The organism is Pseudomonas sp. NPDC086278, from assembly GCF_050280905.1.
Classification (GTDB): Bacteria; Pseudomonadota; Gammaproteobacteria; order Pseudomonadales; family Pseudomonadaceae; genus Aquipseudomonas.
Genome location: NZ_JBNNWE010000006.1, coordinates 59,076 through 81,677 on the forward strand (window position 1 = coordinate 59,076; position 22,602 = coordinate 81,677).

The following is a 22,602-nucleotide window of genomic DNA, read 5'->3' on the forward strand; positions in this document are numbered from 1 at the left end:
CAATGGGAATGGAAAGGCTTGAGCAAAAGTGTCAACGCCGAAGGAACAAAAGGCTATCACGCGGACGAGGGAAAGATGATGACGAATTTCAAGCAGGTGAAACGATACCGCTCCAAGTGCTCCGGGGGCTTGCCGGTGTCGAGGTTTGCGCCTCCGTGCGCGCCGCCACGGCCTTTCGCGGTTGATTGAGCAACGGCACGGCGCGCACCGAGTTGCCCGGTTGCAGTTGCAGGCGTTTGGCGACGAGGCGGTCGACGATCAAGGTGTTGCCCACCCGTCGTGCCCTGGCCGTGGTAATGCGGCAGTTTTCCAGACGGCGGTTGTGAATCAGCCACACCGGCGCGTGCTCGTCTGGTTCACCGATGACCAGCAGCAACGACTGGCTATCGCGCACCGTGCGGATCTTCGGGATCGCGGCTTCGACCACCGGGCCGGCGTCGAAGATGTCGATGTAGCCCTTGTGGGCAAAGCCTTCGGCGCTGAGGATTTTCAGCGCCGGCTCGGTATTGGGGTGTGCCTTGCCAATCACGGCCTGGGCCTGTTCGGTGAGCAGGCAGGTGTACAGCGGTTGCCGTGGCATCAGTTCGGCGATGAACGATTTGCTGCCCAGCCCCGACAGATGATCGGCGTGGCTGAAATCCATTTTGAAAAAGTGCCGGCCCAGGCTGTCCCAGAACGGCGAACAGCCTTGTTCATCGGCGCGGCCACGCAGTTCGGCGATGAGCTTGTCGCCGAACAGGTGCGGGAACTCGGCCACGAACAGCAAGCGCCCCAGCGACAGCAACCGGCCATTGTTGCCGTGGCGTTGATCGTCGCGCAGGAACAGCGAGCTGATTTCCGATTGGCCGGTCATTTCGTTGTTCAGAAACAACGTCGGGATTTGCCGCTGGATCCCCAGGTCCGGCGAGGCGCTGACCGTCAGCCCGACCCGATAGTTGTACCAGGGCTCACGCAGGCCGACGGCGCCGGCCAATGCACTGATACCGAGCACTTGCTGGTCGTCGTCTTCAAGCACAAACAGGTAATCGGCGTCCGCGCGCTCAACCTGTCCGGCGAACGTCCGCTGTGCCCAGCGCACCCGGTGCGACAGGCGCTCCTCGTTGGCGGGCAGGTTGATGAACCCCGGGCCGGCCCGTTGCACCAGGTCCATCAGGGCGGGCAGGTCGGCGACGTGAACCGGGCGGACAATCATGATGCGACTCCTTCTGCGCGCCTGCTCGGGCGCTGTCGTTGTGCACGGGGCCTGAGGGTGCTCAGAGGGCAATCAGCCGGATCGGGCTGCCATCGGTCACGTTCAGGGCCGCGCACAGTTCGGCGCTCAGATTGACGGGTTGCCCCGGCTGGACATCCAGCTCGGCGACCATCGCGCGATAGCCCGTCAGCGAGTCGTTGCTCACCAGGTAGCGCCCGAGTGCGTCGATGGCAGGCGCTGTTTGCACCGTAGCGGTCAGGCTCTGGGCGATGGAGCGCACATTTGACAGGCGTGCATACAACGTCGGGCCGCCGTCGAACAGGTCGACATAACTGTTCGTCTCGAAGCCCTCGCGCTCAAGAATGTCGAACGCTTCCTGGCCAGCAGGATGGATTTGGCCGATGCAGGCTTGCGCGGCCTCAGGCAGCATCGGCACATAGATCGGGTATTGCGGCATCAGTTCGGCAAGGAAGGTTCGGCTCTCCAGCCCGCACAGACGCTCGGCCTCGGCGTAGGGCAAGTCGAAGAAATGCTTGCCCACCGCATCCCAGAACGGCGATTGCCCGTCTTCACTGCTGTAACCGACGATTTCCGTGATGACCGCTTGGGCAAAGCGCTGCGCATGGGCGCCCATGAACATCAGCCGCGCCCGTGACAGCAGTTCCGAAGACGGCGTGCGTTCCAGCGCCGCATCGATATGAAAGCCGCGCAATAGCGTGTGGCCATTCAGGTCGTGACACAACGACAACGTCGGGACGCCGTGCTCGATGTTCAGTTCGCGCGAGGCGCTGGTGAAGTGGCGGTTGCGCAAACTGTAGAACGGCTCGCTGAACCCGGCGGTGGCGAGGATCTCCGAGCAACCCCGCAGGCGCTGCGTGGACCGGTCTTCAAGGACGAAGAAATAGTTCTCCGGGCCATGGCCTTCCACGTGTTTTTCGAACGAGGCGCAGGAGTCGAGAATCCTTGTGCGCAGGCGTTCGGTGTCGTCCGGCAAGGACGTGACGCCGACCAGGCTGGCGCGGGCCAGTTGTTGCAACTGGGGCAGGTCGGTTAATTCAACTGGGCGTAAGACCAGCATGGATGCACTCCTGTATCAAAGGGTTCGGTGATGTATCCGAACCTGACTATCACTGTCGGTTTCCACGCGTTAAATCGGCGGTCGCCTGATTTGTTGTCAGACGCCGCTCTTTTTCTTGTCAGACGTTGCTCGGATCGGCCAGCACTGTACCGGCGCCCAGCCTGTTGAGGAAAAACAAATACACCAGGCCCAGGGCAATCCAGATCAGGCCGAGCTTTTGTGCATCAACCCCCATGTTGTACATGATCGCGGCGACGATGATGAAACCAATCACCGGGCAGATCAGGTGACGCACCACCTGGCCGGACTGCTGCCGACGCCAGTAAAAGTTGATGACGGTCAGGTGCAGCAGCATGAAACCGCTCAGCGCGCCGAAATTCACCAGCGAGGTCAGTGTGTCTACCGAGTTGATGAACAGGTAGCAGATCACCAGCGACAGCGCCGCCACCAGATAAATACTCAGGTACGGCGTGTTGTAGGTCGGGTGAACCCTGGCCAGCACTTTTGGCAGTTTGCCGTCGCGGGCCATGCCGAACAGCAGGCGCGAGACGGCCGCTTGCGAAGTGATGGCCACCGCCACGCCCCAGGCCAGCGCCGTGGCGATGCCGGTCAGGGTGGCCAGCCAACTGCCGGCAGCGATCTCGGCGATCTCATAAAACGCGCTGTCCGCCGAGGTGAAACCCATGCCTGCGGCGAGGTCCGTGGCGATCCAGGTCTGAGCGACGAAAATCACGCCCATCACCAGCAGGGTGATCAGCGCCGCTTTGCCGACGCTGCGGCCGGGGTCGCCCTTGACCTCTTCGGCGAGGGTGGAAATCGCATCGAAACCGAGAAACGACAGCACCGCAATCGACACCGCTTGCATCAGCAGGGCGAAATTGAAGGTCTCGGGGTTGTACAGCGGCGCCAGGGTCAGTTGACCGTGACCGCCGCCGTTGTACAGCGCGTTCCAGGCGTAGAACAGGAAAATCCCCAGCACCGCCAACTGCGCCAATAGAAAGATGATGTTCAGGCGCGCGGTGAAGGTGATGCCCCGCAGGTTGACGAAGGTCGCGCTGACCAGGAAGGCCAGGATGAACCCGACTTTCGGAATGTCCGGGTACAAGTGATTCAGCGCCGTGGCCGCGTAGACGTACAGCAACGGCGGAATCAGCAGGTAATCGAGCAGCATCAACCAGCCGGCGATAAACCCGACATGTGGGTTCAAACCCCGTTGTGCGTAGGAATACACCGAGCCGGCAATCGGGAAGGCCCGGGCCATGCTGCCGTAGCTCAACGCGGTAAACAGCATCGCCACCATGCCGATGATGTACGCCAGCGGCACCATGCCTGGCGCCTCGGCGTTGACGTAACCATAAACCCCGAACGGTGCGATGGGGATCATGAAGATCATCCCGTAGACCACCAGGTCGGTCAGCGTCAGGCTACGTTTCAACTCCTGCTTGTAGCCAAATTCTTCTATTTCCATGAAGCCCTTCTCCTTGGGATGTGCAGCTTCCCAGCTGCGATTGGTCGTTCGATCCTTTACAGCAACGGCGCCAGATAACCGACCCAGCGCCTGATGTCTTCAGGTGCGCGCAACAGATCGTTGCGCACTTCGATCAATACCGATTCCAGTCCGCGTGCGTCGCCGTGAACGGGCACGGTCATGTCGCCCAGCGGGTTGATTTTGTACGGCTCGTTGCCGGCAACCTTCAAGGGCTGCTGGCGCAACCCGTCGATCAAGCGCTGGGCGTAATCCTCGGATTTGCCGAACAGCACACCGACTTCCAGGGTACGCGGCTGGCCATGGAACACCGGGGTGAAACTGTGAACGCCCACCACCCGAACCGGCCGGCCCTGGCCTAGACGCTGGTCGATCAGGCTTTGCAACCTCGCATGGAACGGGTTGAACAGGCATTCGCGGCGATACTCGCGGGCGGCGTCGTCCAGGTGCCGGTTGCCGGGGATCGGATAGATTTCACTCGACAGCGGGATGCTGTCGGGGGCGTGAGGCGGACGATTGAGGTCGATCAACAGTCGCGAGTAATTGGCTGCCAGCAAGGTGGCACCCAACGCCTCGGCCAAATGTTCGGCCAATGCCAGGGCGCCGATGTCCCAGGCAATGTGCTCGCGCGCCGCTGCGTGGTCCAGTCCCAAGTCGTCCAGTGCGGCCGGGATGAAACGGCTGGCGTGTTCGCACACCAGCAGCAGCGGATGCGTGGAATCTTCGCGGCTTAGCGTGTAGGCGGGCGCGGTGAAAAGACCGAATTCGGCGGACTTAATAGAGGCGTGCATAGTGCTCACACAGTTCGGCGGGCGACAGCTGTTCCGTCAGCGTCAGCTCCTCGGATTTAAGGGCGAAAAAGCTCTCGAGCAATGCGTTTGGCAGGGCTTCGATCAATGCCTCGCTGTTGCGCAGGCAGTCCAGCGCCTGGGCAACGGACGCGGGCAGGGCGACGATACCTCGGGACTGGCGTTGTTCTTCGTTCAAGGCGTCGGGCACGTCATCGGTGATAGCGTTCAAGGCCAGCCGCTGCTCGATGCCCAGGCGGCCGGCGATCAGCAGCGCCGCCATCGCCAGATGCGGCGAGGCGGTCGCGTCCATCGCCCGAAATTCAAGGTTGTACTGCGCAGCGATGGATTTTCCGCCGAAGGCCACCGTCGGACAGATTCGCAACGCCGCTTCGCGATTGCGCTGCCCAAGGCAGGCGTAAGACGCGCTCCAGTGATGCGGCTGCAAACGCTCGTAGGACACCGGCGTCGGTGCGGTAAGGGCACAGAGCGCCGGCAAGTGATGCAGGACACCGGCGGCCCAATGCTGGCCGAGGGTCGACAGGCCATTGACGGCGCCCGCGTCGTACATCAACGGCTGGCCGCCAAGGTCGAGCAAGCTGACGTGCAAGTGCACACCGTTGCACACCGCATGCTCGGAGGTCTTGGGGGCGAAGCTCACGCCCAGGCCCATCTGGCGGGCGATCTCGCGGGTGATTTCGCGCACGTTCACCGCGCGATCCGCCGCCGCCACGCCGAGGGCCGGGCGGCAGGTGATTTCGTATTGATGCTTGCCGTATTCGGGCAGGAACATTTCCGGTTCGACGCCGCCCGCCCGCAAGGCACTGAGCAGCCAGCCACCAAACTCCGCGCCCTGGCGTTGGGCTGCAAGGGAGAACGCCAGTTGCTTAGGCGCGCCGCTGTACAGGTTGAATTCATGTTCGAACGCGGCATTGACCTGCACGCCCAGTTCAGCGCGATAACGCTCGACCTCGTTGCGCAGCAGTGTGCGCGGGCAAGCGCCCCATGCACCGCCATCGGTTTGCCTAAGGTCGGCGTGGATAAAGTCCAGCGCCGGGGCATTGGCATCCGGGCCATTGCTGACCGTCACCCGGCTGCTCAGATCGGGTATCAAGCGCAAATCGCCATAAGCGCCCCACGGATTGGCGGTGGCGATGATGTCTTGCGGGGTCAGTGCGCTGTTGGCCGGCACCCAGCCGCAACCGGTGGCTTGATAGTGATCGAGTTCGTCCGTGGGAAACGAGCGGCCGCGGGTGACGCCGATCAGGTCGGTGGTGACGAGCGTGGTCATGGGCAGCGGCGTCAGGCGTTGGCTCACGGTTGCATCTCCTGCAACCGGCCGAGCACGGTTTGGGTGTCGCTAATCCAGCAATAGCCCTTGATCGCGTTCAGGCAGGCATGATGGCGCTGCGGCGTGTAAGTCGCGCAGGCATCCTCCACCAGCGTCACCAGGTAACCGCGGTCGGCGGCGTCGCGCACGGCCATGTCCACGCACTGGTCGGTGACGATGCCGGCGATGATCAGGTGCCGCGTTTCAAGGTTGCGCAGCACGTAGTCGATAGCGGTCGAATTGAAAACCCCCGACGACGTCTTGGGCAGGACGATTTCGTTTTCGGCCGGTGTCAGGTCTTCGATGATTCGCGCCTGCGTACTGCCTTTGGGCAAGTGCATGTCCGAGAGTTTGTGGTCCAGCGAGCGGTCGCGACCATCGGCAGTCAGGCTTTCGATAATGGTGTGCAGCACGTTTTGCCGAGCCTCGCGAAAGGCGCTGAGCAGCCGGCGTTGGTTAGGCACCACCTGCATGTGGGTGCGAGTCAGGAAGTATTCGGCGTCCGGGCCGTTGAGGTGCGGGTCGAACTGCGGCTCAAGCCACGCCCGCTGCATGTCCACCAGCAACAATGCGGTGTGATCGGTGGTGAACGGCAGGTCTCGCGGTGAGTGGTGGGGGAGCTTGAACATCCTTATTTTTCCTCCAGCAGGTGGGTATCAAATTCGTCGCGCATGGCGTCGATGCCTTCCAGGCGATCGGCCAGGTCCGGGCTGAGTAACGTCAGGCAGGCAATCAGCGCCTCGACCTCGGCCAGCGCCGGGACCATGGTGTCGAACGCCGAGGCCGATTCCACCGGCGCGCTGATGATCAGGTCGGCAATTTCGCGCAACGGCGACGCGTAAATGTCGGTGAACAGCACCACCCGCGCATGCCGGTTTTTCGCGGCAATGGCCACTCGCTGGGCTTGGGACTGGTAGCGGCGATAGTCGAACACCAGCACCACGTCCTGGCGCTGCACGTCGAACAGTCGGTCTGGCAGTTGCGCGTTATCTTCCAGGGCGAAGCAGCCGGGACGCAGCAGGCGCAGGTGATTGAGCAGGTAGTGGGCGAGAAAACTGCTGAAACGACCGCCGAAACAGTGCACTTGATGGCGGATATCGAGCAGCCATTGCACCAGGATCCGCACGTCTTCGGGTTGGGTCAGCGCATGGGTCTCCACCAAGGCGCGGTGGCTGTCTGCGAGGTAGTGGCTCCAGGCGTCGCCTTTTTGCAGATGAGCGCGCGGCTGCAATTGGGCGCTGGGGGAGCGCAAGCGATGGTCCATGTCGCTGAGCAGCGCGTCTTGAAAGCCGGCATAACCGCTGAACCCGAGTTTTTTCACCAACCGCACAATGGTCGGATCACTGACGCCCGCATGTTCGGCCAGGCGCGACATCGGTCCCAGCCCGTTTCGCGGGTACTGATCGAGCAAGGCGCGTATGACTTTGCGCTCCGCCGGCGTCAAGTCCAGGCCGGAATCGGTGATCAGGTCTCTAAGGGAAGGCATCCGGGCTCCTTGCTGGATGGGGTGTTGGTTTCATTTCATAAATTGCCAAAACAGTATTTATGTAGCGGACTCTACATGTCTAGCGAATTTTTTCAGGGCTGTTTCACCCGCCGAAAAACGCTGAAAACCGCGTGCGGCAGGGGCTACACGGGATTCGCCCTGCCTTGTAGGACATTGCTTTGTGTCGTGTCAGAGTCGGCTTTTTATTTCGGAAATTCATTGGCCTTCGACCACGGTTCGCCAATGAAACGAAACGCCCTGGATCGCGCTTCTTGCGGCACAATTGCGCATTCAGCAACGGCATCGTGCCGCCTCTCCTTGTTATCGACAGAGTGGAAACCGTGCAGGCAACCCGTTTGACCCTGATGTGCCACGCTCGAACCGTCGCACAAAAATTAGCGATATTTCCTACGAACGAACCGTTGGAAATGGACTGGCAATCGGCAAGGGGAACGCGTCGAGCGCAGCTCAAACGGGGGGCGCGAGTCATGTGTGGCCCTGAGTTGCGAGCGCGGCAAACCGCCGCGTTGTTTGGCGAGGACGTTGAAGTTGTGCAGGCGCTGCGCGATTGCGACTTCGGACGCTGGAAAGGCGTGCGTATCGGTGACTTGCAAAAAACTGCACCCGACGCGCTCCAGGCCTGGCTCGATGACGCGTCGTCGGCGCCGCACGGGGGCGAGTCGGTGGCGCAACTCGGCGACCGGGTGGCGCAATGGCTGAAAACCCTGGAGGGCACGCCGGGGCACATCGTGGCGATCACCCACCCGTTTATCATGCGTGCCGCGCTGAGCCATGTATTGCAGGGGGCGGGGTTCAACCTGATCGACGTCGAGCCGCTGTCGACTATCGAGTTGCGGTTCACCGAGCGCTGGCGGCTGCGCTTGCCGGCTACAGACGTTGAAGGAGTGCTGTGATGAAACGACTTCTGGTGATCGGCATCGGCGCCGGCAACCCTGACTACATCACGATGCAGGCCGTGAAGGCGCTCAACCGCGCCGACGTGTTTTTTCTCATGGACAAAGGTCAGAGCAAAGACAAGTTGATCGATCTGCGTCGCGAGATCTGCGAGCGCTACATCACTGATCGCCAGTACCGTTTCGTCGAAGCCCATAGCCCCGAGCGTGAACGTGGCAGTGTCGATTACACCAACAGTGTCGACGACCTGAACCGGGCCAAGCAGCAGACGTTCGAGCGCTTGATCACCGAGGAAATGTCCGACGACCAGTGCGGCGGTTTTCTGGTGTGGGGCGATCCGGCGTTGTACGACAGCACTATTCGGATCTTGCAGGCGATCCTCGACTCAGGACGCTGTGTCTTCGAGTTCGAGGTGATTCCCGGCATCACCAGCGTTCAGGCGTTGGCGGCGCAACACAAGGTGCCGCTGAATCGCATCGGGCGCTCGATCGAAATCACCACCGGCCGGCGGCTGGCGGCGGGGCAGGTCAGCGATAGCGACAGTCTGGTGGTGATGCTGGATGCGGAGGATTCCTACCATCGAGTGGCGGATCCGCAGACCGAGATTTATTGGGGCGCTTACCTGGGCACGCCGGATGAGATCCTGATCAGCGGCCGGCTCGAAGATGTCGCGGATGAGATTGAGCGGGTGCGCAAGGCGGCGCGATTGGCGAACGGATGGATCATGGACACCTATTTGCTGCGTAAGCCTTGAACATCATGCTGTTTGAGCGCCCCTGATCGCGGGCCGGCCGGCTCGCACATTTATCGTGCGGGGATGCTAAACAGCAGAAAGCACAAAGGGGAGCCGAGGCTCCCCTTTAATTTGTCGTTGCGCGTGCTCTTTTTTTATTATTGAGGGGCGGTCTGTTTTTGTTTTTAGCAACCGTGACCCTTTACCGCTGTTTTTGTCGATCCCCATCCGGGATCAAGAGCAAACGTATTTTTTTGAGCGCTGATCTGCTTTTTCGCGAAGCGATCCAACCAGTTCGGGAGCTACCTGAAGGTAGTTTTATTGTTCTCTGTCCGGTTGCGGGTGACTCCGAAAAGCACCCTGAAAAGCACATCTTCTCCAAAAAAATCTGTTAGCTGCGTCTCTGCCGTGTTGTTCTTGTTATGTCAGAGTCGTTTCGTCTTATTTTTATTGGTTTGCTGCTTTTTATTCTTGTTATGCCATAGAGATAGCAGAAGCCATGCCAACTTTTAAAATGTCTTTAAAATCAACAAGTTAGTATTTTGTCTGAATTTTCGTTCAGACAAATCCCGACATTTTGTTTCCGTGTTACTCGCCTGCGCCCACGTTTCAGCGGGTGCGGTAACACCCGGACACATCCGACTCACCGGGCGCTACGGGCCTTGGCTACGCGTGAGCCGGTCGGACGCTCCAGCACGGTGCAAATCTGCTGGCCGGCCAGAATCAAGGCGTCCAGATCGATACCGGTCTCGATGCCCAGGCCGTTGAGCAGGTAAACCACGTCTTCGGTGGCGACGTTACCGCTGGCGCCCTTGGCATAGGGGCAGCCGCCGAGGCCGGCGATGGAGCTATCGAACACCGAGATGCCTTCGAGCAGACTGGCGTAGATGTTGGCCATGGCCTGGCCATAGGTGTCGTGGAAGTGCCCGGCCAGTTTGTCCCTTGGCACGTCTTTGGATACCACCTCGAACATCGCGCGCGTTGCACCGGCGGTGCCGGTGCCAATCGTGTCGCCGAGCGACACTTCGTAGCAACCCATCGCATAAAGCTCGCGAGCGACATCGGCGACTTTTTCCGGCGCGACGTTGCCTTCGTAAGGGCAGCCCAGCACACAGGACACGTAACCGCGAACACTGATTCCGTTTTGCCTGGCGGCGTCGATGATCGGCACGAACCGCGCCAGACTCTCGCTGATGGAGCAATTGATATTGCGCTGGGAAAACGCTTCTGATGCCGCAGCAAACACGGCAATTTCTTTTACGCCGGCCGCCATCGCATCTTCAAAGCCGCGCAGGTTTGGCGCCAGTGCACCGTAGATCACGCCTGGCTTGCGCTGGATCTGCGCGAAAACCTCAGCGGAACCGGCCATCTGCGGCACCCATTTGGGCGAAACGAAACTGCCGACCTCTATATAACCGAGGCCAGCGGCAGTCAGTGCGTCGACCAATTGCACCTTGTCGGCAACGCTGATCGGTTGGGCTTCATTTTGCAGGCCGTCGCGGGGACCGACTTCGACCAGGCGTACGTGGGAGGGGAGGGACATGGCAATGGACCTTCTGAATGTTCAGAGAACCCTGTGGGAGCGGGCTTGCTCGCGAATGCGGTCTGTCAGCCAACAGCAATGTTGAATGTAAAACCGCATTCGCGAGCAAGCCCGCTCCCACAGTGGGGCGGCGTGGGGTTATTGAATAGCTTCCTGGCTCTTGATCGTCTGCTCCAGTGCCTGGGTGCAGCGCTCTTGCGCCGTGTCCAGTTCCAGCTTCATCTGCTCGATGTCGAGCATTTGCTGCTCCAGCTGTTCGCGGCGTTCGGCGATCTTGTTCAACATGGTTTGCAGTTGTTTCTGATTGCCGCCGGCGGGGTCATAGAGTTCGATCAGCTCGCGGCATTCGGCGAGGGAGAAGCCGATACGCTTGCCGCGCAGGATCAGCTTCAGGCTGACCTTGTCACGGGGCGAATAGATGCGTTCCTGGCCACGGCGCTCGGGGCTGAGCAGCCCTTGCTCTTCATAAAAGCGAATGGCTCGCGTGGTGATGTCGAGCTCGCGGGCGAGGTCGGAAATGCTGTAGGTCTGGCTGCTCATGGGCGCGCTCGAAAAAAGTCATGGCGCTAAGCTAATGGCAGGTTGACGTTTACGTCAAGCGGCATGGGTTGTCGGAGCAAGCCCGTTCCCCCAGGGGGATTTCTGTCATACACAAATAGTGTGTCCACCAAATATCTACTGTGGGAGCGGGCTTGCTCGCGAAGAACGATCACGCGGTCCCAAGCCTCACACCTTATCGAGCTTCTTCTCATGCGCCGTCACCTGTTGGCACAACTCGATCATCTGCTCGCGCATCCAGCGGTTGGCCGGGTCCTGATCGGTGCTTTCGTGCCAGTAGAGGTGAGTTTCCACCGGCGGTACATCGTTGACCGGCAGGCTGAACGCCTGCAAATCATTACGCCGTGCGAAGCGCTCCGGCACGGTCATGACCATGTCGGTCTGCTGCAACACTTGCGAAGCCATCAGGTAGTGCTGGGAGCGCAGGGCGATTTTGCGCTGGATCCCCATTTTGCCCAGCGCCAGGTCGACATGGCCCAGGCCGCTGCGACGGCTGGAAATGTGAATGTGAGTCAGCGACAGATAATCGTCGAGGGTGAATTTCTCCTTGCCCGCCAGCGGATGCCCCTTGCGCATCGCACACACGTAACGGTCTTCCATCAACTTGACGTGGCGCACTTGCGGGTCGGTATTGAGGGGCGCATCCACGGCAAAGTCCAGTCGACCGGCCGCCAGTTCCTTGGTGGTCTCGCGGCGCTTGGACAGGAAACTTTCGATAATCACCGTCGGTGCCAGGCGACGCAGGCGCTGGAACAGTGGCGGCAGAATCACTGCTTCCGTGAGGTCGGTCATGCTGATGCGGTAAGTCTTGACCGCCTGCAACGGGTTGAAAATGCGGCTTTCCTGTACCGACACCCGTAGCAGGGAAAGCGCGTTACGCACCGGCCCGATGATGTTTTGCGCCATCGGCGTCGGCACCATGCCTTGGGCGGTGCGCACGAACAACGGGTCGTTAAAGGTCTCGCGAAGGCGGGCCAGAGCGTTCGAGACCGCAGGCTGGGTAATGCCGACAATCTGCCCGGCGCGAGTCAGGTTGGCTTCGGTGTAGATCGCGTCGAAGACGATGAAAAGGTTGAGGTCGACCTTGCTCAGATTCATTGCGCTGCACTCTTATTGTCTGGGGCGTTTTGTTGAGGCCGGAGGCCTTGGCAATCACCCGATCATATATCGGTGATGAATGTTAATACACGCCGAGAATAGGCTAGGTAAATTATCAGCGCTGTTCTAGCATCGATTGCATGACCTAAACAACCTCTGCCCAAGAAGGTAACTGCTCATGGATTTCGCTTATTCGCCCAAGGTTCAGGAACTGCGTGAGCGCGTGACCGCGTTCATGGACACTTACGTTTATCCCGCTGAAGCGGTGTTCGAGCGCCAGGTCGCCGAAGGTGATCGCTGGCAGCCGACCGCGATCATGGAAGAACTCAAACTCAAGGCCAAGGCCGAAGGCCTGTGGAATTTGTTTCTGCCCGAGTCCGAACTCGGCGCCGGCCTGACCAATCTTGAATACGCCCCGTTGGCCGAAATTATGGGCCGCTCGCTGCTGGGCCCGGAGCCGTTCAACTGCTCGGCCCCGGACACCGGCAACATGGAAGTGCTGGTGCGTTACGCCAACGAAGAACAGAAACAACGCTGGCTCGAACCGCTGCTGCGCGGCGAGATTCGCTCGGCGTTCGCCATGACCGAGCCGGATGTCGCTTCGTCCGACGCCACCAACATGGCTGCCCGCGCGGTGCGCGATGGCGATCAGTGGGTGATCAATGGCAAAAAATGGTGGACCTCCGGCGCCTGTGACCCGCGCTGCAAGATTCTGATTTTCATGGGCCTGAGCGACCCGGACGCGCCACGCCACGCCCAGCACTCGATGATTCTGGTGCCGGTGGACACGCCGGGCGTGAAGATCGTCCGTCCGTTGCCGGTCTTCGGCTATGACGATGCGCCTCACGGTCACGCCGAAGTGTTGTTTGACAACGTGCGCGTGCCGTACGAAAACGTCCTGCTGGGCGAAGGACGCGGCTTCGAAATCGCGCAAGGTCGCCTGGGCCCTGGCCGGATTCACCACTGCATGCGCTCGGTCGGCATGGCCGAACGTGCGCTGGAGCTGATGTGCAAACGCTCGGTGAGCCGCACGGCGTTCGGTAAACCGCTGGCGCGTCTGGGCGGCAACATCGACAAGATCGCCGACTCGCGGATGGAAATCGACATGGCCCGTCTGCTGACATTGAAAGCGGCGTACATGATGGACACCGTCGGCAACAAGGTGGCGAAAAGCGAGATCGCACAGATCAAAGTGGTCGCACCGAACGTGGCCTTGCGCGTTATCGACCGGGCGATCCAGATCCATGGCGGGGCAGGGGTTTCCAATGACTTCCCGCTGGCCTACATGTACGCGATGCAGCGCACCCTGCGCCTGGCCGACGGCCCGGACGAAGTGCACCGCGCGGCGATTGGCAAGTTCGAGATCGGTAAATACGTGCCGAAAGAACTGATGCGTAGCGGGCAGTAAGACCGCGTCGCGGCCATTCGCGAGCAAGCCCGCTCCCACAGGGAAGCGTATTCCAATGTGGGATCAAGCCTGATCCCACAGGGAAGCGCATTCCAATGTGGGATCAAGCCTGATCTCACAGGGAAGTGCATTCCAGTGTGGGAGCGGGCTTGCTCGCGAAGGCGTCGGTTGATTCAACGCAGCAACATCAGTAAACCCAAACCTCAACCCGCCGATTTCTGATCCGCCCTTCATCCGCGCTATTCGCCGCCACCGGCATCTCGGCGCCAAAGCCGCGAATCTCGCGCAGCACCACGCCGCTTTTCACCAATTCCCGTCGTACCGCCATCGCCCGCAGTTTCGACAACAGGTCCGCGCGCGCCGGATCGTTCTTGGCATCTCCAAAACCCACCAGCGTCACCTGCCGATTAGTCTTGTCACGCTGCTTTATATAGTCGAGCACCCGCGACAGGTCCTGTCGGGCCTTGTTGTCCAGGGTCGCGCTGCCTTCTTCAAAGCGAAAATTCACCGACAAGCGCTGGGCATGGCGGCTGAGCGCCTGATAACCCTCGGGCATCAGTGCGTTCGGCGTCACCGTCATGGCGTGTACGGTTTGCGCGACAAAACCATTGGCCGCGACAATCGCCTGGCCGTTGCTGCTTTGCGCAAACGCCACCAGCGCTTGCGCCCAAGGGTTTTTCCCGTTCGGCGGCAGGTAAAGGAACAATCGCCGGGACAGCGGATAGTCTTCCGTGGCGATCAAACTGTTGAGCGGCAACATTGCCTGGGACTGGCCATCGGCAATCGCCACGGCTTTGGCCTGGCGCACGTAAGGCAAGCCGATAAAACCGATGCCTTGCGGGTCCTGACTGACCGCGTCGGACAGTTGCTCGCTGGATTCGAAGCGTTTCGCCGCGCTGCTCAGGGTTTTCCCACGTCGGCCAAGGACCAACTCTTTGAACGTGTCGTAAGTGCCCGATTGGTCATCCCGCGCATACAGATGAATCGTCCCACCGCTGCCACCGAGTTCTTCCCAGGTGCTGGCTTCGCCACTGAAGATCCGCGCCAGTTGCTCGGTGTTGAGCTGACTCAGCGGATTTTGCGGGTGCAGGATGATCGCCAGGCCATCGATGGCGATGACTTGTTCGGCGCCGGGGCTTTTCAGATCGCCCAAGGATTTGAGGTCAGCCAGTTCGCTGTCCTTGATCGGGCGTGACGAGGCGGCGAGATCGGCGGAGGCGTTTTTGAGGGCTGTGAAACCGGTGCTGGAACCATGGGCCGCGACGTCCACTATGACGCGCTGTCCCTGAGCGTTTTCGCCGACGATGCGTTGCTCGTTGGCGGTGTCCGGGCGTTCGCTGTGAACCTTGAGCAGGCCCTGTTCGCGCAGCAACCCGGCGACCAGTGCCGGGCCCAAATCCGCGCCGATGGTGTTGGAGCCCTGGATACGCAGGACCGGGGCGGTTTCAGAGGTAGGCAAATCGTTGGCGGACGCCGTCAATGGCAATAAGGCGCACAACGCACTCAGGTACAAAACGCGCAGCATCATGCCGGCACCTTACAAAACCAAAGAAAGTGCGGGGAGATTAAGTCAGTAAGGTTTCCGAAAGATGACAGCTGGCCCCTGTCGGAGCGGGCTTGCTCGCGAAGGCGGTGGGTCAGTCGCTATCTAAGTTGACTGATACACCGCCTTCGCGAGCAAGCCCGCTCCCACAGTTGATTACGGTGGATTTCCGGGGATCAGCTCAATTCAAGCCAGATCGGCGCATGATCCGACGGTTTCTCCATTGCGCGCAGGTCGTAATCGACGCCCGCATCCTTCACGCGTGGCAGCAGGCCGTGAGAGGCCATGATCACGTCGATCCGCAGCCCGCGTTTCGGCTCGTCTTCAAACCCGCGGCTGCGGTAATCGAACCAGCTGAAACGGTCGGCCACCTCCGGGTTCAAGTGACGGAAGCTGTCGGTCAGGCCCCAGTTTTTAAGGCGGGCCATCCACTCGCGCTCTTCCGGGAGGAAGCTGCACTTGCCGGTTTTCAGCCAGCGTTTCATGTTGTCGGGGCCGATGCCGATGTCGCAGTCTTCCGGGGAAATGTTGACGTCGCCCATCACCACCACCGGCTGATCATTGCTGAACTGGCTTTCGAGCAGTTGTTGCAGATCATTGTAGAAGCGCTGCTTGGCCGGGAACTTGGTCGGATGATCGCGGCTTTCGCCCTGTGGGAAATAGCCGTTCATGATCGTGATCGGCACGCCATTGGCGTCGGCGAATGTGCCCCAGATAAAGCGCCGCTGCGCATCTTCTTCATCGGTGGTGAAACCTTTGTGCAGCGCCAGCGGTTCCTTGCGTGACAGCAGGGCGACGCCGTAATGGCCTTTCTGCCCGTGGAAATACACGTGATAACCCAGCGCCTGCACTTCGGCGAGCGGGAACTGGTCGTCGTGGACCTTGGTTTCCTGCAACCCGATCACGTCCGGCTGGTGCTTTTCGATCAGCGCCGCCAGCTGATGGGGGCGAGCGCGCAGCCCGTTGATGTTGAAGGAGACGATCTTCATGGTCGGCAGTCCTGGCAAAAGGGCGATGCTAGCTGACCTGTAGGAATCGGGCCAGTGTCGGGGTGAGGGGATTGGCGTTTGACCGCAGGATTTGTACCGCCAGGGCTGGCGCCTTCGCGAGCAAGTCCGCTGCCACGGTTGATCTGTGCCAGGACTACTGAACTCGCCAGTCTGGTCTATACCTTGTGGGAGCCAGCCTGCTCGCGATGAGGCACGGAGCCGCAACACTGATTCGGATCACAAAGGAACTGTGCCAGCGCTGTAGGCTCGTAACCAGAAGAGCGCCGTCATTTGAATGGCGCCCCGGGGAGATCAACCGTTATGCCTGAAACCGCGACCGCCATTGCCGATATCCACATGCTCGACAGTGGCTATTCCCACGAAGCGCGCTCCCTGCTTTACCACGCCTATCGCCACGAGCCGACCTTCGGCTACCTGTTCGAAGCCGAACGTCCCGGATACGAGCATCGAGTGCGGGCGACGGTGCGCGAACTGGTCAAGCAACACTTTCTCCAGGATTTGCCGGCCATCGGCCTGCTGGTCAACGACCGCTTGATCGGTATTGCCCTGATCGCACCGCCGCAGCGTCGCCTGGGCATCACCGAAAGTTGGGCCTGGCGCTTGCGCATGGTGCTCAGCACCGGTTTCCGCTGCACCCGCCGCTACCTCGATTACCACGCGGCTGTTGCGGCGTGCGTGCCGAGCGATTCGGTGCATGTGCTGCCGCTGCTGGGGATTCATCCGCAATTCCAGGGCAAACACTTCGGCGAACAATTGCTGCAAGCGGTGCATAACTGGTGCGCGGTGGATGAGCACTCCGAGGGCGTGATCCTCGATACCGGGAATCCGCGTTATCTGGAGTTCTACAAGCGTCAGGGGTACGAAGAAATCGGCGAGGTCGCCGTAGGACCGATCCGCGAGCACGTGTTTTTCCACGCCAATCCTCAGGTGTTGCAAACAGCCACCGCATAATCCTCGAACTTTTGCGACAAGTCCGGCTCTATCAGGCTCTCAAGCTCGTGATAGCATCCGCGCCTATGAAGTTTCCAGGAAGATTTACCAGCGGCGTGCTGATGCTGATAACCAGCTGCACGGCGTTGGCGCAAAGTGAATTGGATGTGCGGATCACACCGTCCAACGATGAACTCAAAGCCAATATAGAGGGCTATATCGGCAGCCTCGGCGATCGTGACGAAGAAGCTTTGCAGCGTTTTCGCCGGGGTGCCGAGGAGCAGGCGCGCAAGGCCGCCCAGGCGCTGGGTTATTACCAGCCGCAGATCGAATCCGATGTGACGGGCGGCAAGACGCCGAGCCTGGTGCTGACCATCGTTCCCGGCGAGCCCATTCATCTGCGAAACGTCACGATTCGTGTCGATGGGCCCGCCGCATCCCTCAAGGCTTTCCGCGTGCCCAAGAGCGACGCGCTGAAAACCGGTGCGGTGCTTAACCATGGCCATTACGAAGACGCCAAGCGGCAGATCCAGAATCAGGCCTCGCGCTACGGTTTTTTCAGCGGGCATTTCACCGCCCAGAAACTGTTGGTCGACCCGCGCGCCGGCGTTGCCGATATCGACCTGATCTATGCCAGCGGCCCGCGCTACACCCTGGGCAAGGTCAGTTTCGAAGGCAACACGCCGTTCGACGAAGATTTGCTGCAACGCATGGTGCCGTTCAAGGCCGGCGCGCCATACGACTCCGAATTGATTGCCGAACTCAATCAGGCGCTGCAATCGAGCGGTTATTTCGAGACCGTGCGCGTCGATGCCGCGCCGACCGCGTCCAAGAACGATGTGATTCCGGTCGAAGTCACCCTGGAGACCCGCAAGCCGCGGACCATGGGCCTCGGTCTGGGTTATTCGACCGACGTCGGCCCGCGGATCAAGGCCAACTGGACGCGGCACTGGGTCAACCCGCAGGGCGACAGCTATGGCTGGGAAGCCGAACTGTCGGCGCCACGTCAGAACGTCGGGGTGTTCTACGACATTCCGCTGGACCCGCCGCTGACCGACAAGTTGCGCTGGGCCGCCGGCTACCAAAATGAAGATATCGACGGTACTGACACCCAGAGCAAACTGTTGACGCTCGGCCCTGAATGGCACAGCAAGTTGCCCAGCGGCTGGCAGCGGGTCGTGTCGCTGAAATGGCAACGCGAGGACTACACCCTTGGCGATGACTCGGGCTTGAGTACATTGCTGATGCCGGGCGTCAGCTATTCGTATCTGAAAAGTGACAACAAGATTGACCCGCACAACGGTTATCGTCTGGCCTTCGAGACTAAAGTCGCCAAAGAAGGGCTTGGCTCGGACAACAACCTGCTGTACGGCACGGCGCTGGTCAAAGGCCTGACCACGGTCTTCGACAATCACCGTTTTCTCGGTCGGCTGCAGGTCGGCGGCAGTGCCACCAACGGCTATAAATCGGTGCCGCCGTCCCTGCGTTTCTTCGCCGGTGGCGATCAGAGCGTGCGCGGTTACGACTATCAGAGCCTGTCCCCGGAGAACTCCGAGGGCGACCGCATCGGTGGCCGCTACATGATTGCCGGCAGCGTCGAGTATCAATACTCCATCGCCGAAAAATGGCGCGTCGCGACCTTCATCGACCAAGGCAACTCTTTCAATACACTTGACCTGCCGAACCTCAAGACGGGCGTCGGTATCGGCATCCGTTGGGTCTCGCCGGTAGGGCCGCTTCGCCTTGACCTGGCCCACGCCCTGGATGACGACGGCGGCATTCGACTGCACTTTTCCATGGGGCCCGAGCTGTGAATCGTGGTTTGAAAATAACGCTGCTGGCGATTCTGGCGCTGCTGATGCTGATGGTCGTCGCCGTGGCCACGGTGCTGGGCACCGCCACGGGCAGCCGCTGGGCGCTCGGTTTTGTACCCGGTTTGACCGTCGAGAATTTCCACGGGCGTTTGGGCGGACAGTGGAGCGCCGACCATCTGCTGTGGCAGCATGGCAGCAGCCGGGTCGAGCTGAGCAAGCCGATTTTCGCCTGGTCACCGTTGTGTCTTGCGCGCATGACCCTGTGCATCGAGCAACTGAAAGCCGATCAGGTCAGCCTGCAATTCCCACCGGGCACCGAAGACGCCAGCAGTGGGCCGATCACGCTGCCGGATTTGCAGTTGCCGCTGGCCATCGAACTGGGCGATGTCCAGGTTGGCAGTCTGCTATTCAACGGCAGCGAAGAACTCAAAGGCCTGCAACTGGCGGCGCACTGGACGGCGCAAGGGTTGCAGATCGATGCGGTGACGTTGCAGCGCGACGACCTCGGCCTGAACTTCTCGGGCCTGCTGCAACCCAGCGGCAACTGGCCGCTCAAGGCGCACGGCACGTTGAACTTGCCGGCTCCGCAAACCTGGTCGCTGGCGCTTGAGGTGGAGGGCGATCTGCTGAAAACCCTGAACCTGAAAGCCGACAGCAGCGGCTACCTGAATGGCAAGCTGACCGGCGAATTGCAACCGTTGGCGGACAATTTGCCGGCCACAGTGCGGATGACCGCCGACGGCTTCAAGCCCGCCGCCGACCTGCCGGACACCCTGCAACTCAATCAATTGGAACTCACCGGCGACGGCGACCTGAAAAACGGTTACCAACTGGTCGGCAGAGCCACGTTGCCCGCCGAACAAGGCCCGGTCGCGTTGCTGTTGCAAGGCAAGGTCGACGCCAGGGGCGCGCAGATCGCCGCTCTCGACCTGACCGCCAACGACAAGCAAAGCCTCAAGGTCAGCGGGCAGATCGACTGGAGCAAAGGCCTCAGCGCCGATGCAAAAATCGCCTGGCAGGATTTTCCGTGGCACCGCCTCTATCCGCTGATCGATGAGCCGGAAGTGGCATTGCGCAGCTTCAATGGCGATATCTCCTACACCGACGGCAAATACCTCGGCAGCTTCAAAGCGGCGCTGGACGGCCCGGCCGGAGCGTTCAGCCTGAACAGTCCGTTCAGCGGCGACCTGACGAAAATCTACCTGCAACAGATCCAGCTTGAAGCCGGGCAGGGCAAGGCTGAAGGGCATTTGAACCTGCAATTTGCCGATGGCATTGCCTGGGACACCGCGCTCGACCTGTCGGCGATCAACCCGGCGTACTGGGTCGCCGAGTTGCCGGGAACGCTGGCCGGGCCATTGCGCAGCAAAGGCGAGATGAAAAATGCACAGCTGCGCCTCAGTGCTGACCTGGACCTGAAAGGCAAACTGCGCGGCCAACCGGCGGTGATCCAGGCCAAGGCCGACGGCGGCGGCGAGCAATGGAACCTCAATGCGCTACAGGTTCGCCTCGGCGACAACAGCATCAACGGCAAAGGCAGCCTGCAACAAAAGCTGGCCGGTCAGATCGACATCAAACTGCCACGCCTGGCCCAGCTCTGGCCGCAATTGCGCGGTCAGGTCAATGGACGCCTCGACGTCGCCGGTACGCTGAAAGCGCCGCAAGGCAAACTCGGGCTGCAAGGTTCGCAACTGGCGTTCCAGGACAATCGCCTGCAAAGCCTGAACCTCGACGCGACGCTTGATAGCGCGCAACGGGCGAAAATCGAGCTCAAGGGCAGTGGCATTCAGGCCGGTGATACGGCCTTGGGCACGCTGACCGCCAGCGGCCAGGGCGACATCAAAAACCAGAAACTCAGCCTCGACTTGCAAGGTCCGCAGCTGAAGCTGGCGCTGGGCCTCGACGGCGCGCTCGATAAAGGCAACTGGCGTGGACGCCTGGCCAGTGGCGATATTCAGGCCGGCGGCCAGGACTGGAAGCTGCAAGGCCCGGCGAAACTGGAGCGGCTGGCGGACGGCAAAATCAACTTCGGCGCCCACTGCTGGATGTCTGGCCCGGCCAGCTTGTGCGGTGAAGAGCAACGGCTGATGCCGGAGCCGAAGCTGCGTTACCACCTCAAGCAGTTCCCGATTGACAGCCTCGCGCAGTGGCTGCCGAAAGATTTTGCCTGGAAGGGCAGCCTCAACGCCGACCTGCAACTGGACTTGCCGGCCAGCGGCCCGAACGGCCAGGTCAGCGTCGACGCCAGTGGCGGCACCTTGCGCATGAAGGAAAAGGATCAGTGGCTGGACTTCCCCTACCAGACCCTGAAACTCACCAGCAAACTCACGCCGAAACGCATCGACACCGACCTCAACTTCGTCGGTGGCAAGCTGGGCGAGCTGATGGTGCAGGCGCAGATCAATCCGTTGCCGAAGAACAAACCCGTGACCGGCTCGTTTCGTCTCAGTGGCCTGGACGTATCCGTGGCCCGGCCGTTTGTGCCGATGGTCGAGAAGCTCACCGGCCGGCTGAATGGCAGCGGCACGATTTCCGGCGACCTGCTGACGCCGCAGGTCAATGGCAATTTGCTGCTCAGCGACGGCGAAGTGTCCGGGCCTGAATTGCCCATGACGCTGCAAGCCTTGCACCTGCAAGCGGTCATTACCGGCGAAAGCGTGCAGTTGAACGGCGGCTGGAAAAGCGGCGAGACCGGGCTGGGCACGTTAAACGGCAACATCGCGTGGGGACAGGCGCTGGTGGTCGACCTGGCGCTCAAGGGCACGCGGTTGCCGGTCACCGTCGAACCGTACGCCAAGCTTGAAGTAGCGCCGGACCTGAAAATCTCGGTGAAGGACGATGAGCTGGCGATTGCCGGCAAAGTGCTGGTGCCCAAGGGCGACATCACTGTGCGCGAATTGCCGCCGTCGACGGTCAAGGTCTCTGACGACACGGTGATCGTCGGTGCGCAAACCGAAGAGGGCAAACCGCCGATGGCCATGAAAATGGACATCGACGTGGTGGTCGGCGACGACAAACTCAGTTTTGCCGGGTTTGGCCTGACCGCCACCGTGAAAGGTCACGTGCACATCGGCGACAACCTGGACGCGCGCGGCGAACTGTGGCTCAACGACGGTCGTTACCGCGCCTACGGCCAGCGCCTGACCGTGCGCCGGGCGCGTCTGCTGTTTGCCGGGCCGATCGATCAGCCGTATCTGGACATCGAAGCCATCCGCCAGACCGACGACGTGATCGCCGGCATTCGCCTCAGCGGCAGCGCCGAGCAGCCGACCACGCAAATCTTCTCCGAACCGGCCATGAGCCAGGAACAGGCGTTGTCCTATCTGGTGCTGGGCCGTCCACTGAGCACCAACGGCGAAGACAACAACATGCTCGCTCAAGCCGCCCTGGGGTTGGGCTTGATGGGCAGTTCCGGGGTGACCAGCGGTTTGGCCAACGACCTGGGCATCAAGGACTTCCAGCTCGACACCCAAGGCAGCGGCAATGCCACGAGCGTGGTGGCCAGCGGCAATCTCTCCGAGAAACTCAGCCTGCGGTATGGCGTCGGCGTGTTCGAGCCGGCCAATACCATCGCTTTGCGCTACAAGCTCAGCAAGAAGGTCTACCTCGAAGCGGCGGGCGGCGTGGCAAGCTCGCTGGACATCTTCTACAAACGGGATTTCTGACTCCCTGTGGCGAGGGGGCTTGCTG

General features: G+C 60.9%; 18 protein-coding genes. 6 read left to right on the plus strand and 12 right to left on the minus strand.

The window, feature by feature from the left end:
• Positions 1-88 precede the first annotated feature (88 nt).
• The 7 genes from astA to ACQKP4_RS03630 all read right to left on the minus strand — a co-directional run bounded on the left by astA (position 89) and on the right by ACQKP4_RS03630 (position 7,360).
• The gene (astA, locus tag ACQKP4_RS03600; protein WP_427630477.1) at positions 89-1,192 is read right to left on the minus strand and encodes an arginine N-succinyltransferase; all 1,104 of its coding nucleotides are present in this window, start codon (positions 1,190-1,192) and stop codon (positions 89-91) included.
• A gap of 61 nt (positions 1,193-1,253) precedes the next feature.
• Positions 1,254-2,270: an arginine N-succinyltransferase gene (locus ACQKP4_RS03605; RefSeq protein ID WP_427630479.1), complete on the minus strand. Its 1,017-nt coding sequence runs from the start codon at positions 2,268-2,270 to the stop codon at positions 1,254-1,256.
• Between the two features lie 118 nt (positions 2,271-2,388).
• Positions 2,389-3,738 carry an APC family permease gene (locus ACQKP4_RS03610; RefSeq protein ID WP_427630481.1) on the minus strand — a complete coding sequence of 450 codons (1,350 nt, stop codon included), beginning with the start codon at positions 3,736-3,738 and terminating at the stop codon, positions 2,389-2,391.
• Between the two features lie 56 nt (positions 3,739-3,794).
• The gene (locus ACQKP4_RS03615) at positions 3,795-4,547 is read right to left on the minus strand and encodes an N-formylglutamate amidohydrolase (RefSeq protein WP_427630483.1); all 753 of its coding nucleotides are present in this window, start codon (positions 4,545-4,547) and stop codon (positions 3,795-3,797) included.
• Positions 4,531-5,862: a glutamine synthetase gene (locus ACQKP4_RS03620; RefSeq protein WP_427630484.1), complete on the minus strand. Its 1,332-nt coding sequence runs from the start codon at positions 5,860-5,862 to the stop codon at positions 4,531-4,533. The genes ACQKP4_RS03615 and ACQKP4_RS03620 overlap by 17 nt, the downstream gene beginning before the upstream one ends.
• Entirely contained in the window at positions 5,859-6,503 is a 645-nt protein-coding gene (locus ACQKP4_RS03625; RefSeq protein ID WP_427630486.1) for an isochorismatase family cysteine hydrolase, read from the minus strand. Before ACQKP4_RS03625 ends, ACQKP4_RS03620 begins: the two co-directional genes overlap by 4 nt.
• A 2-nt stretch (positions 6,504-6,505) precedes the next feature.
• Complete coding sequence (locus ACQKP4_RS03630) at positions 6,506-7,360, minus strand: MurR/RpiR family transcriptional regulator (protein WP_427630488.1); 855 nt, start codon at positions 7,358-7,360, stop codon at positions 6,506-6,508.
• 341 nt (positions 7,361-7,701) lie between these two features.
• On the opposite strand from ACQKP4_RS03630, the gene ACQKP4_RS03635 reads away from it, so the two are divergent.
• Both ACQKP4_RS03635 and cobF read left to right on the plus strand, forming a co-directional pair.
• A complete protein-coding gene (locus ACQKP4_RS03635; protein WP_427630490.1) occupies positions 7,702-8,274 on the plus strand; it encodes a histidine phosphatase family protein in 573 nt (190 codons plus the stop codon).
• Positions 8,274-9,029 carry a precorrin-6A synthase (deacetylating) gene (cobF, locus tag ACQKP4_RS03640; protein ID WP_427630492.1) on the plus strand — a complete coding sequence of 252 codons (756 nt, stop codon included), beginning with the start codon at positions 8,274-8,276 and terminating at the stop codon, positions 9,027-9,029. Before ACQKP4_RS03635 ends, cobF begins: the two co-directional genes overlap by 1 nt.
• 622 nt (positions 9,030-9,651) lie before the next feature.
• Here cobF and ACQKP4_RS03645 read toward each other — a convergent pair.
• The 3 genes from ACQKP4_RS03645 to ACQKP4_RS03655 all read right to left on the minus strand — a co-directional run bounded on the left by ACQKP4_RS03645 (position 9,652) and on the right by ACQKP4_RS03655 (position 12,207).
• Positions 9,652-10,551 carry a hydroxymethylglutaryl-CoA lyase gene (locus ACQKP4_RS03645; protein ID WP_427630494.1) on the minus strand — a complete coding sequence of 300 codons (900 nt, stop codon included), beginning with the start codon at positions 10,549-10,551 and terminating at the stop codon, positions 9,652-9,654.
• A gap of 138 nt (positions 10,552-10,689) precedes the next feature.
• On the minus strand, positions 10,690-11,091 hold the full coding sequence (locus ACQKP4_RS03650; RefSeq protein ID WP_427630496.1) for a MerR family transcriptional regulator: 402 nt from the start codon (positions 11,089-11,091) through the stop codon (positions 10,690-10,692).
• A gap of 186 nt (positions 11,092-11,277) precedes the next feature.
• A complete protein-coding gene (locus ACQKP4_RS03655) occupies positions 11,278-12,207 on the minus strand; it encodes a LysR family transcriptional regulator (protein ID WP_427630498.1) in 930 nt (309 codons plus the stop codon).
• 178 nt (positions 12,208-12,385) lie between these two features.
• Between ACQKP4_RS03655 and ACQKP4_RS03660 the strand changes: the two genes are divergently transcribed.
• Positions 12,386-13,615 carry an acyl-CoA dehydrogenase gene (locus ACQKP4_RS03660; RefSeq protein WP_427630499.1) on the plus strand — a complete coding sequence of 410 codons (1,230 nt, stop codon included), beginning with the start codon at positions 12,386-12,388 and terminating at the stop codon, positions 13,613-13,615.
• 187 nt (positions 13,616-13,802) lie between these two features.
• Here the strand turns inward: ACQKP4_RS03660 and ACQKP4_RS03665 are convergent, their stop codons facing one another.
• Together ACQKP4_RS03665 and xthA are read right to left on the minus strand one after the other, a co-directional pair.
• Positions 13,803-15,143 (minus strand): substrate-binding domain-containing protein, encoded by a 1,341-nt coding sequence (locus tag ACQKP4_RS03665; protein WP_427630501.1) that lies wholly within the window; start codon positions 15,141-15,143, stop codon positions 13,803-13,805.
• A gap of 191 nt (positions 15,144-15,334) precedes the next feature.
• On the minus strand, positions 15,335-16,147 hold the full coding sequence (xthA, locus tag ACQKP4_RS03670) for an exodeoxyribonuclease III (protein ID WP_427630503.1): 813 nt from the start codon (positions 16,145-16,147) through the stop codon (positions 15,335-15,337).
• Positions 16,148-16,468: 321 nt separating this feature from the next.
• On the opposite strand from xthA, the gene ACQKP4_RS03675 reads away from it, so the two are divergent.
• The 3 genes from ACQKP4_RS03675 to ACQKP4_RS03685 all read left to right on the plus strand — a co-directional run bounded on the left by ACQKP4_RS03675 (position 16,469) and on the right by ACQKP4_RS03685 (position 22,577).
• Positions 16,469-17,119 carry a GNAT family N-acetyltransferase gene (locus ACQKP4_RS03675; protein WP_427630505.1) on the plus strand — a complete coding sequence of 217 codons (651 nt, stop codon included), beginning with the start codon at positions 16,469-16,471 and terminating at the stop codon, positions 17,117-17,119.
• A gap of 65 nt (positions 17,120-17,184) precedes the next feature.
• Entirely contained in the window at positions 17,185-18,912 is a 1,728-nt protein-coding gene (locus tag ACQKP4_RS03680) for an autotransporter assembly complex protein TamA (protein WP_427630507.1), read from the plus strand.
• Positions 18,909-22,577, plus strand: a complete 3,669-nt coding sequence (locus tag ACQKP4_RS03685) for a translocation/assembly module TamB domain-containing protein (protein ID WP_427630509.1) — start codon at positions 18,909-18,911, stop codon at positions 22,575-22,577. Before ACQKP4_RS03680 ends, ACQKP4_RS03685 begins: the two co-directional genes overlap by 4 nt.
• The last annotated feature ends 25 nt before the right edge of the window (positions 22,578-22,602 follow it).

Excerpts from the sequence above, each read along its gene's own strand:
- ACQKP4_RS03680 (WP_427630507.1), top strand. The coding sequence starts at position 17,185 with ATGAAGTTTCCAGGAAGATTTACCAGCGGCGTGCTGATGCTGATAACC.
- ACQKP4_RS03645 (WP_427630494.1), bottom strand. The coding sequence starts at position 10,551 with ATGTCCCTCCCCTCCCACGTACGCCTGGTCGAAGTCGGTCCCCGCGAC.
- ACQKP4_RS03665 (WP_427630501.1), bottom strand. The coding sequence starts at position 15,143 with ATGATGCTGCGCGTTTTGTACCTGAGTGCGTTGTGCGCCTTATTGCCA.
- cobF (WP_427630492.1), top strand. The coding sequence starts at position 8,274 with ATGAAACGACTTCTGGTGATCGGCATCGGCGCCGGCAACCCTGACTAC.
- ACQKP4_RS03615 (WP_427630483.1), bottom strand. The coding sequence starts at position 4,547 with ATGCACGCCTCTATTAAGTCCGCCGAATTCGGTCTTTTCACCGCGCCC.
- ACQKP4_RS03610 (WP_427630481.1), bottom strand. The coding sequence starts at position 3,738 with ATGGAAATAGAAGAATTTGGCTACAAGCAGGAGTTGAAACGTAGCCTG.
- xthA (WP_427630503.1), bottom strand. The coding sequence starts at position 16,147 with ATGAAGATCGTCTCCTTCAACATCAACGGGCTGCGCGCTCGCCCCCAT.
- ACQKP4_RS03605 (WP_427630479.1), bottom strand. The coding sequence starts at position 2,270 with ATGCTGGTCTTACGCCCAGTTGAATTAACCGACCTGCCCCAGTTGCAA.
- ACQKP4_RS03655 (WP_427630498.1), bottom strand. The coding sequence starts at position 12,207 with ATGAATCTGAGCAAGGTCGACCTCAACCTTTTCATCGTCTTCGACGCG.
- ACQKP4_RS03660 (WP_427630499.1), top strand. The coding sequence starts at position 12,386 with ATGGATTTCGCTTATTCGCCCAAGGTTCAGGAACTGCGTGAGCGCGTG.
- ACQKP4_RS03625 (WP_427630486.1), bottom strand. The coding sequence starts at position 6,503 with ATGTTCAAGCTCCCCCACCACTCACCGCGAGACCTGCCGTTCACCACC.
- ACQKP4_RS03630 (WP_427630488.1), bottom strand. The coding sequence starts at position 7,360 with ATGCCTTCCCTTAGAGACCTGATCACCGATTCCGGCCTGGACTTGACG.
- ACQKP4_RS03650 (WP_427630496.1), bottom strand. The coding sequence starts at position 11,091 with ATGAGCAGCCAGACCTACAGCATTTCCGACCTCGCCCGCGAGCTCGAC.
- ACQKP4_RS03675 (WP_427630505.1), top strand. The coding sequence starts at position 16,469 with ATGCCTGAAACCGCGACCGCCATTGCCGATATCCACATGCTCGACAGT.
- astA (WP_427630477.1), bottom strand. The coding sequence starts at position 1,192 with ATGATTGTCCGCCCGGTTCACGTCGCCGACCTGCCCGCCCTGATGGAC.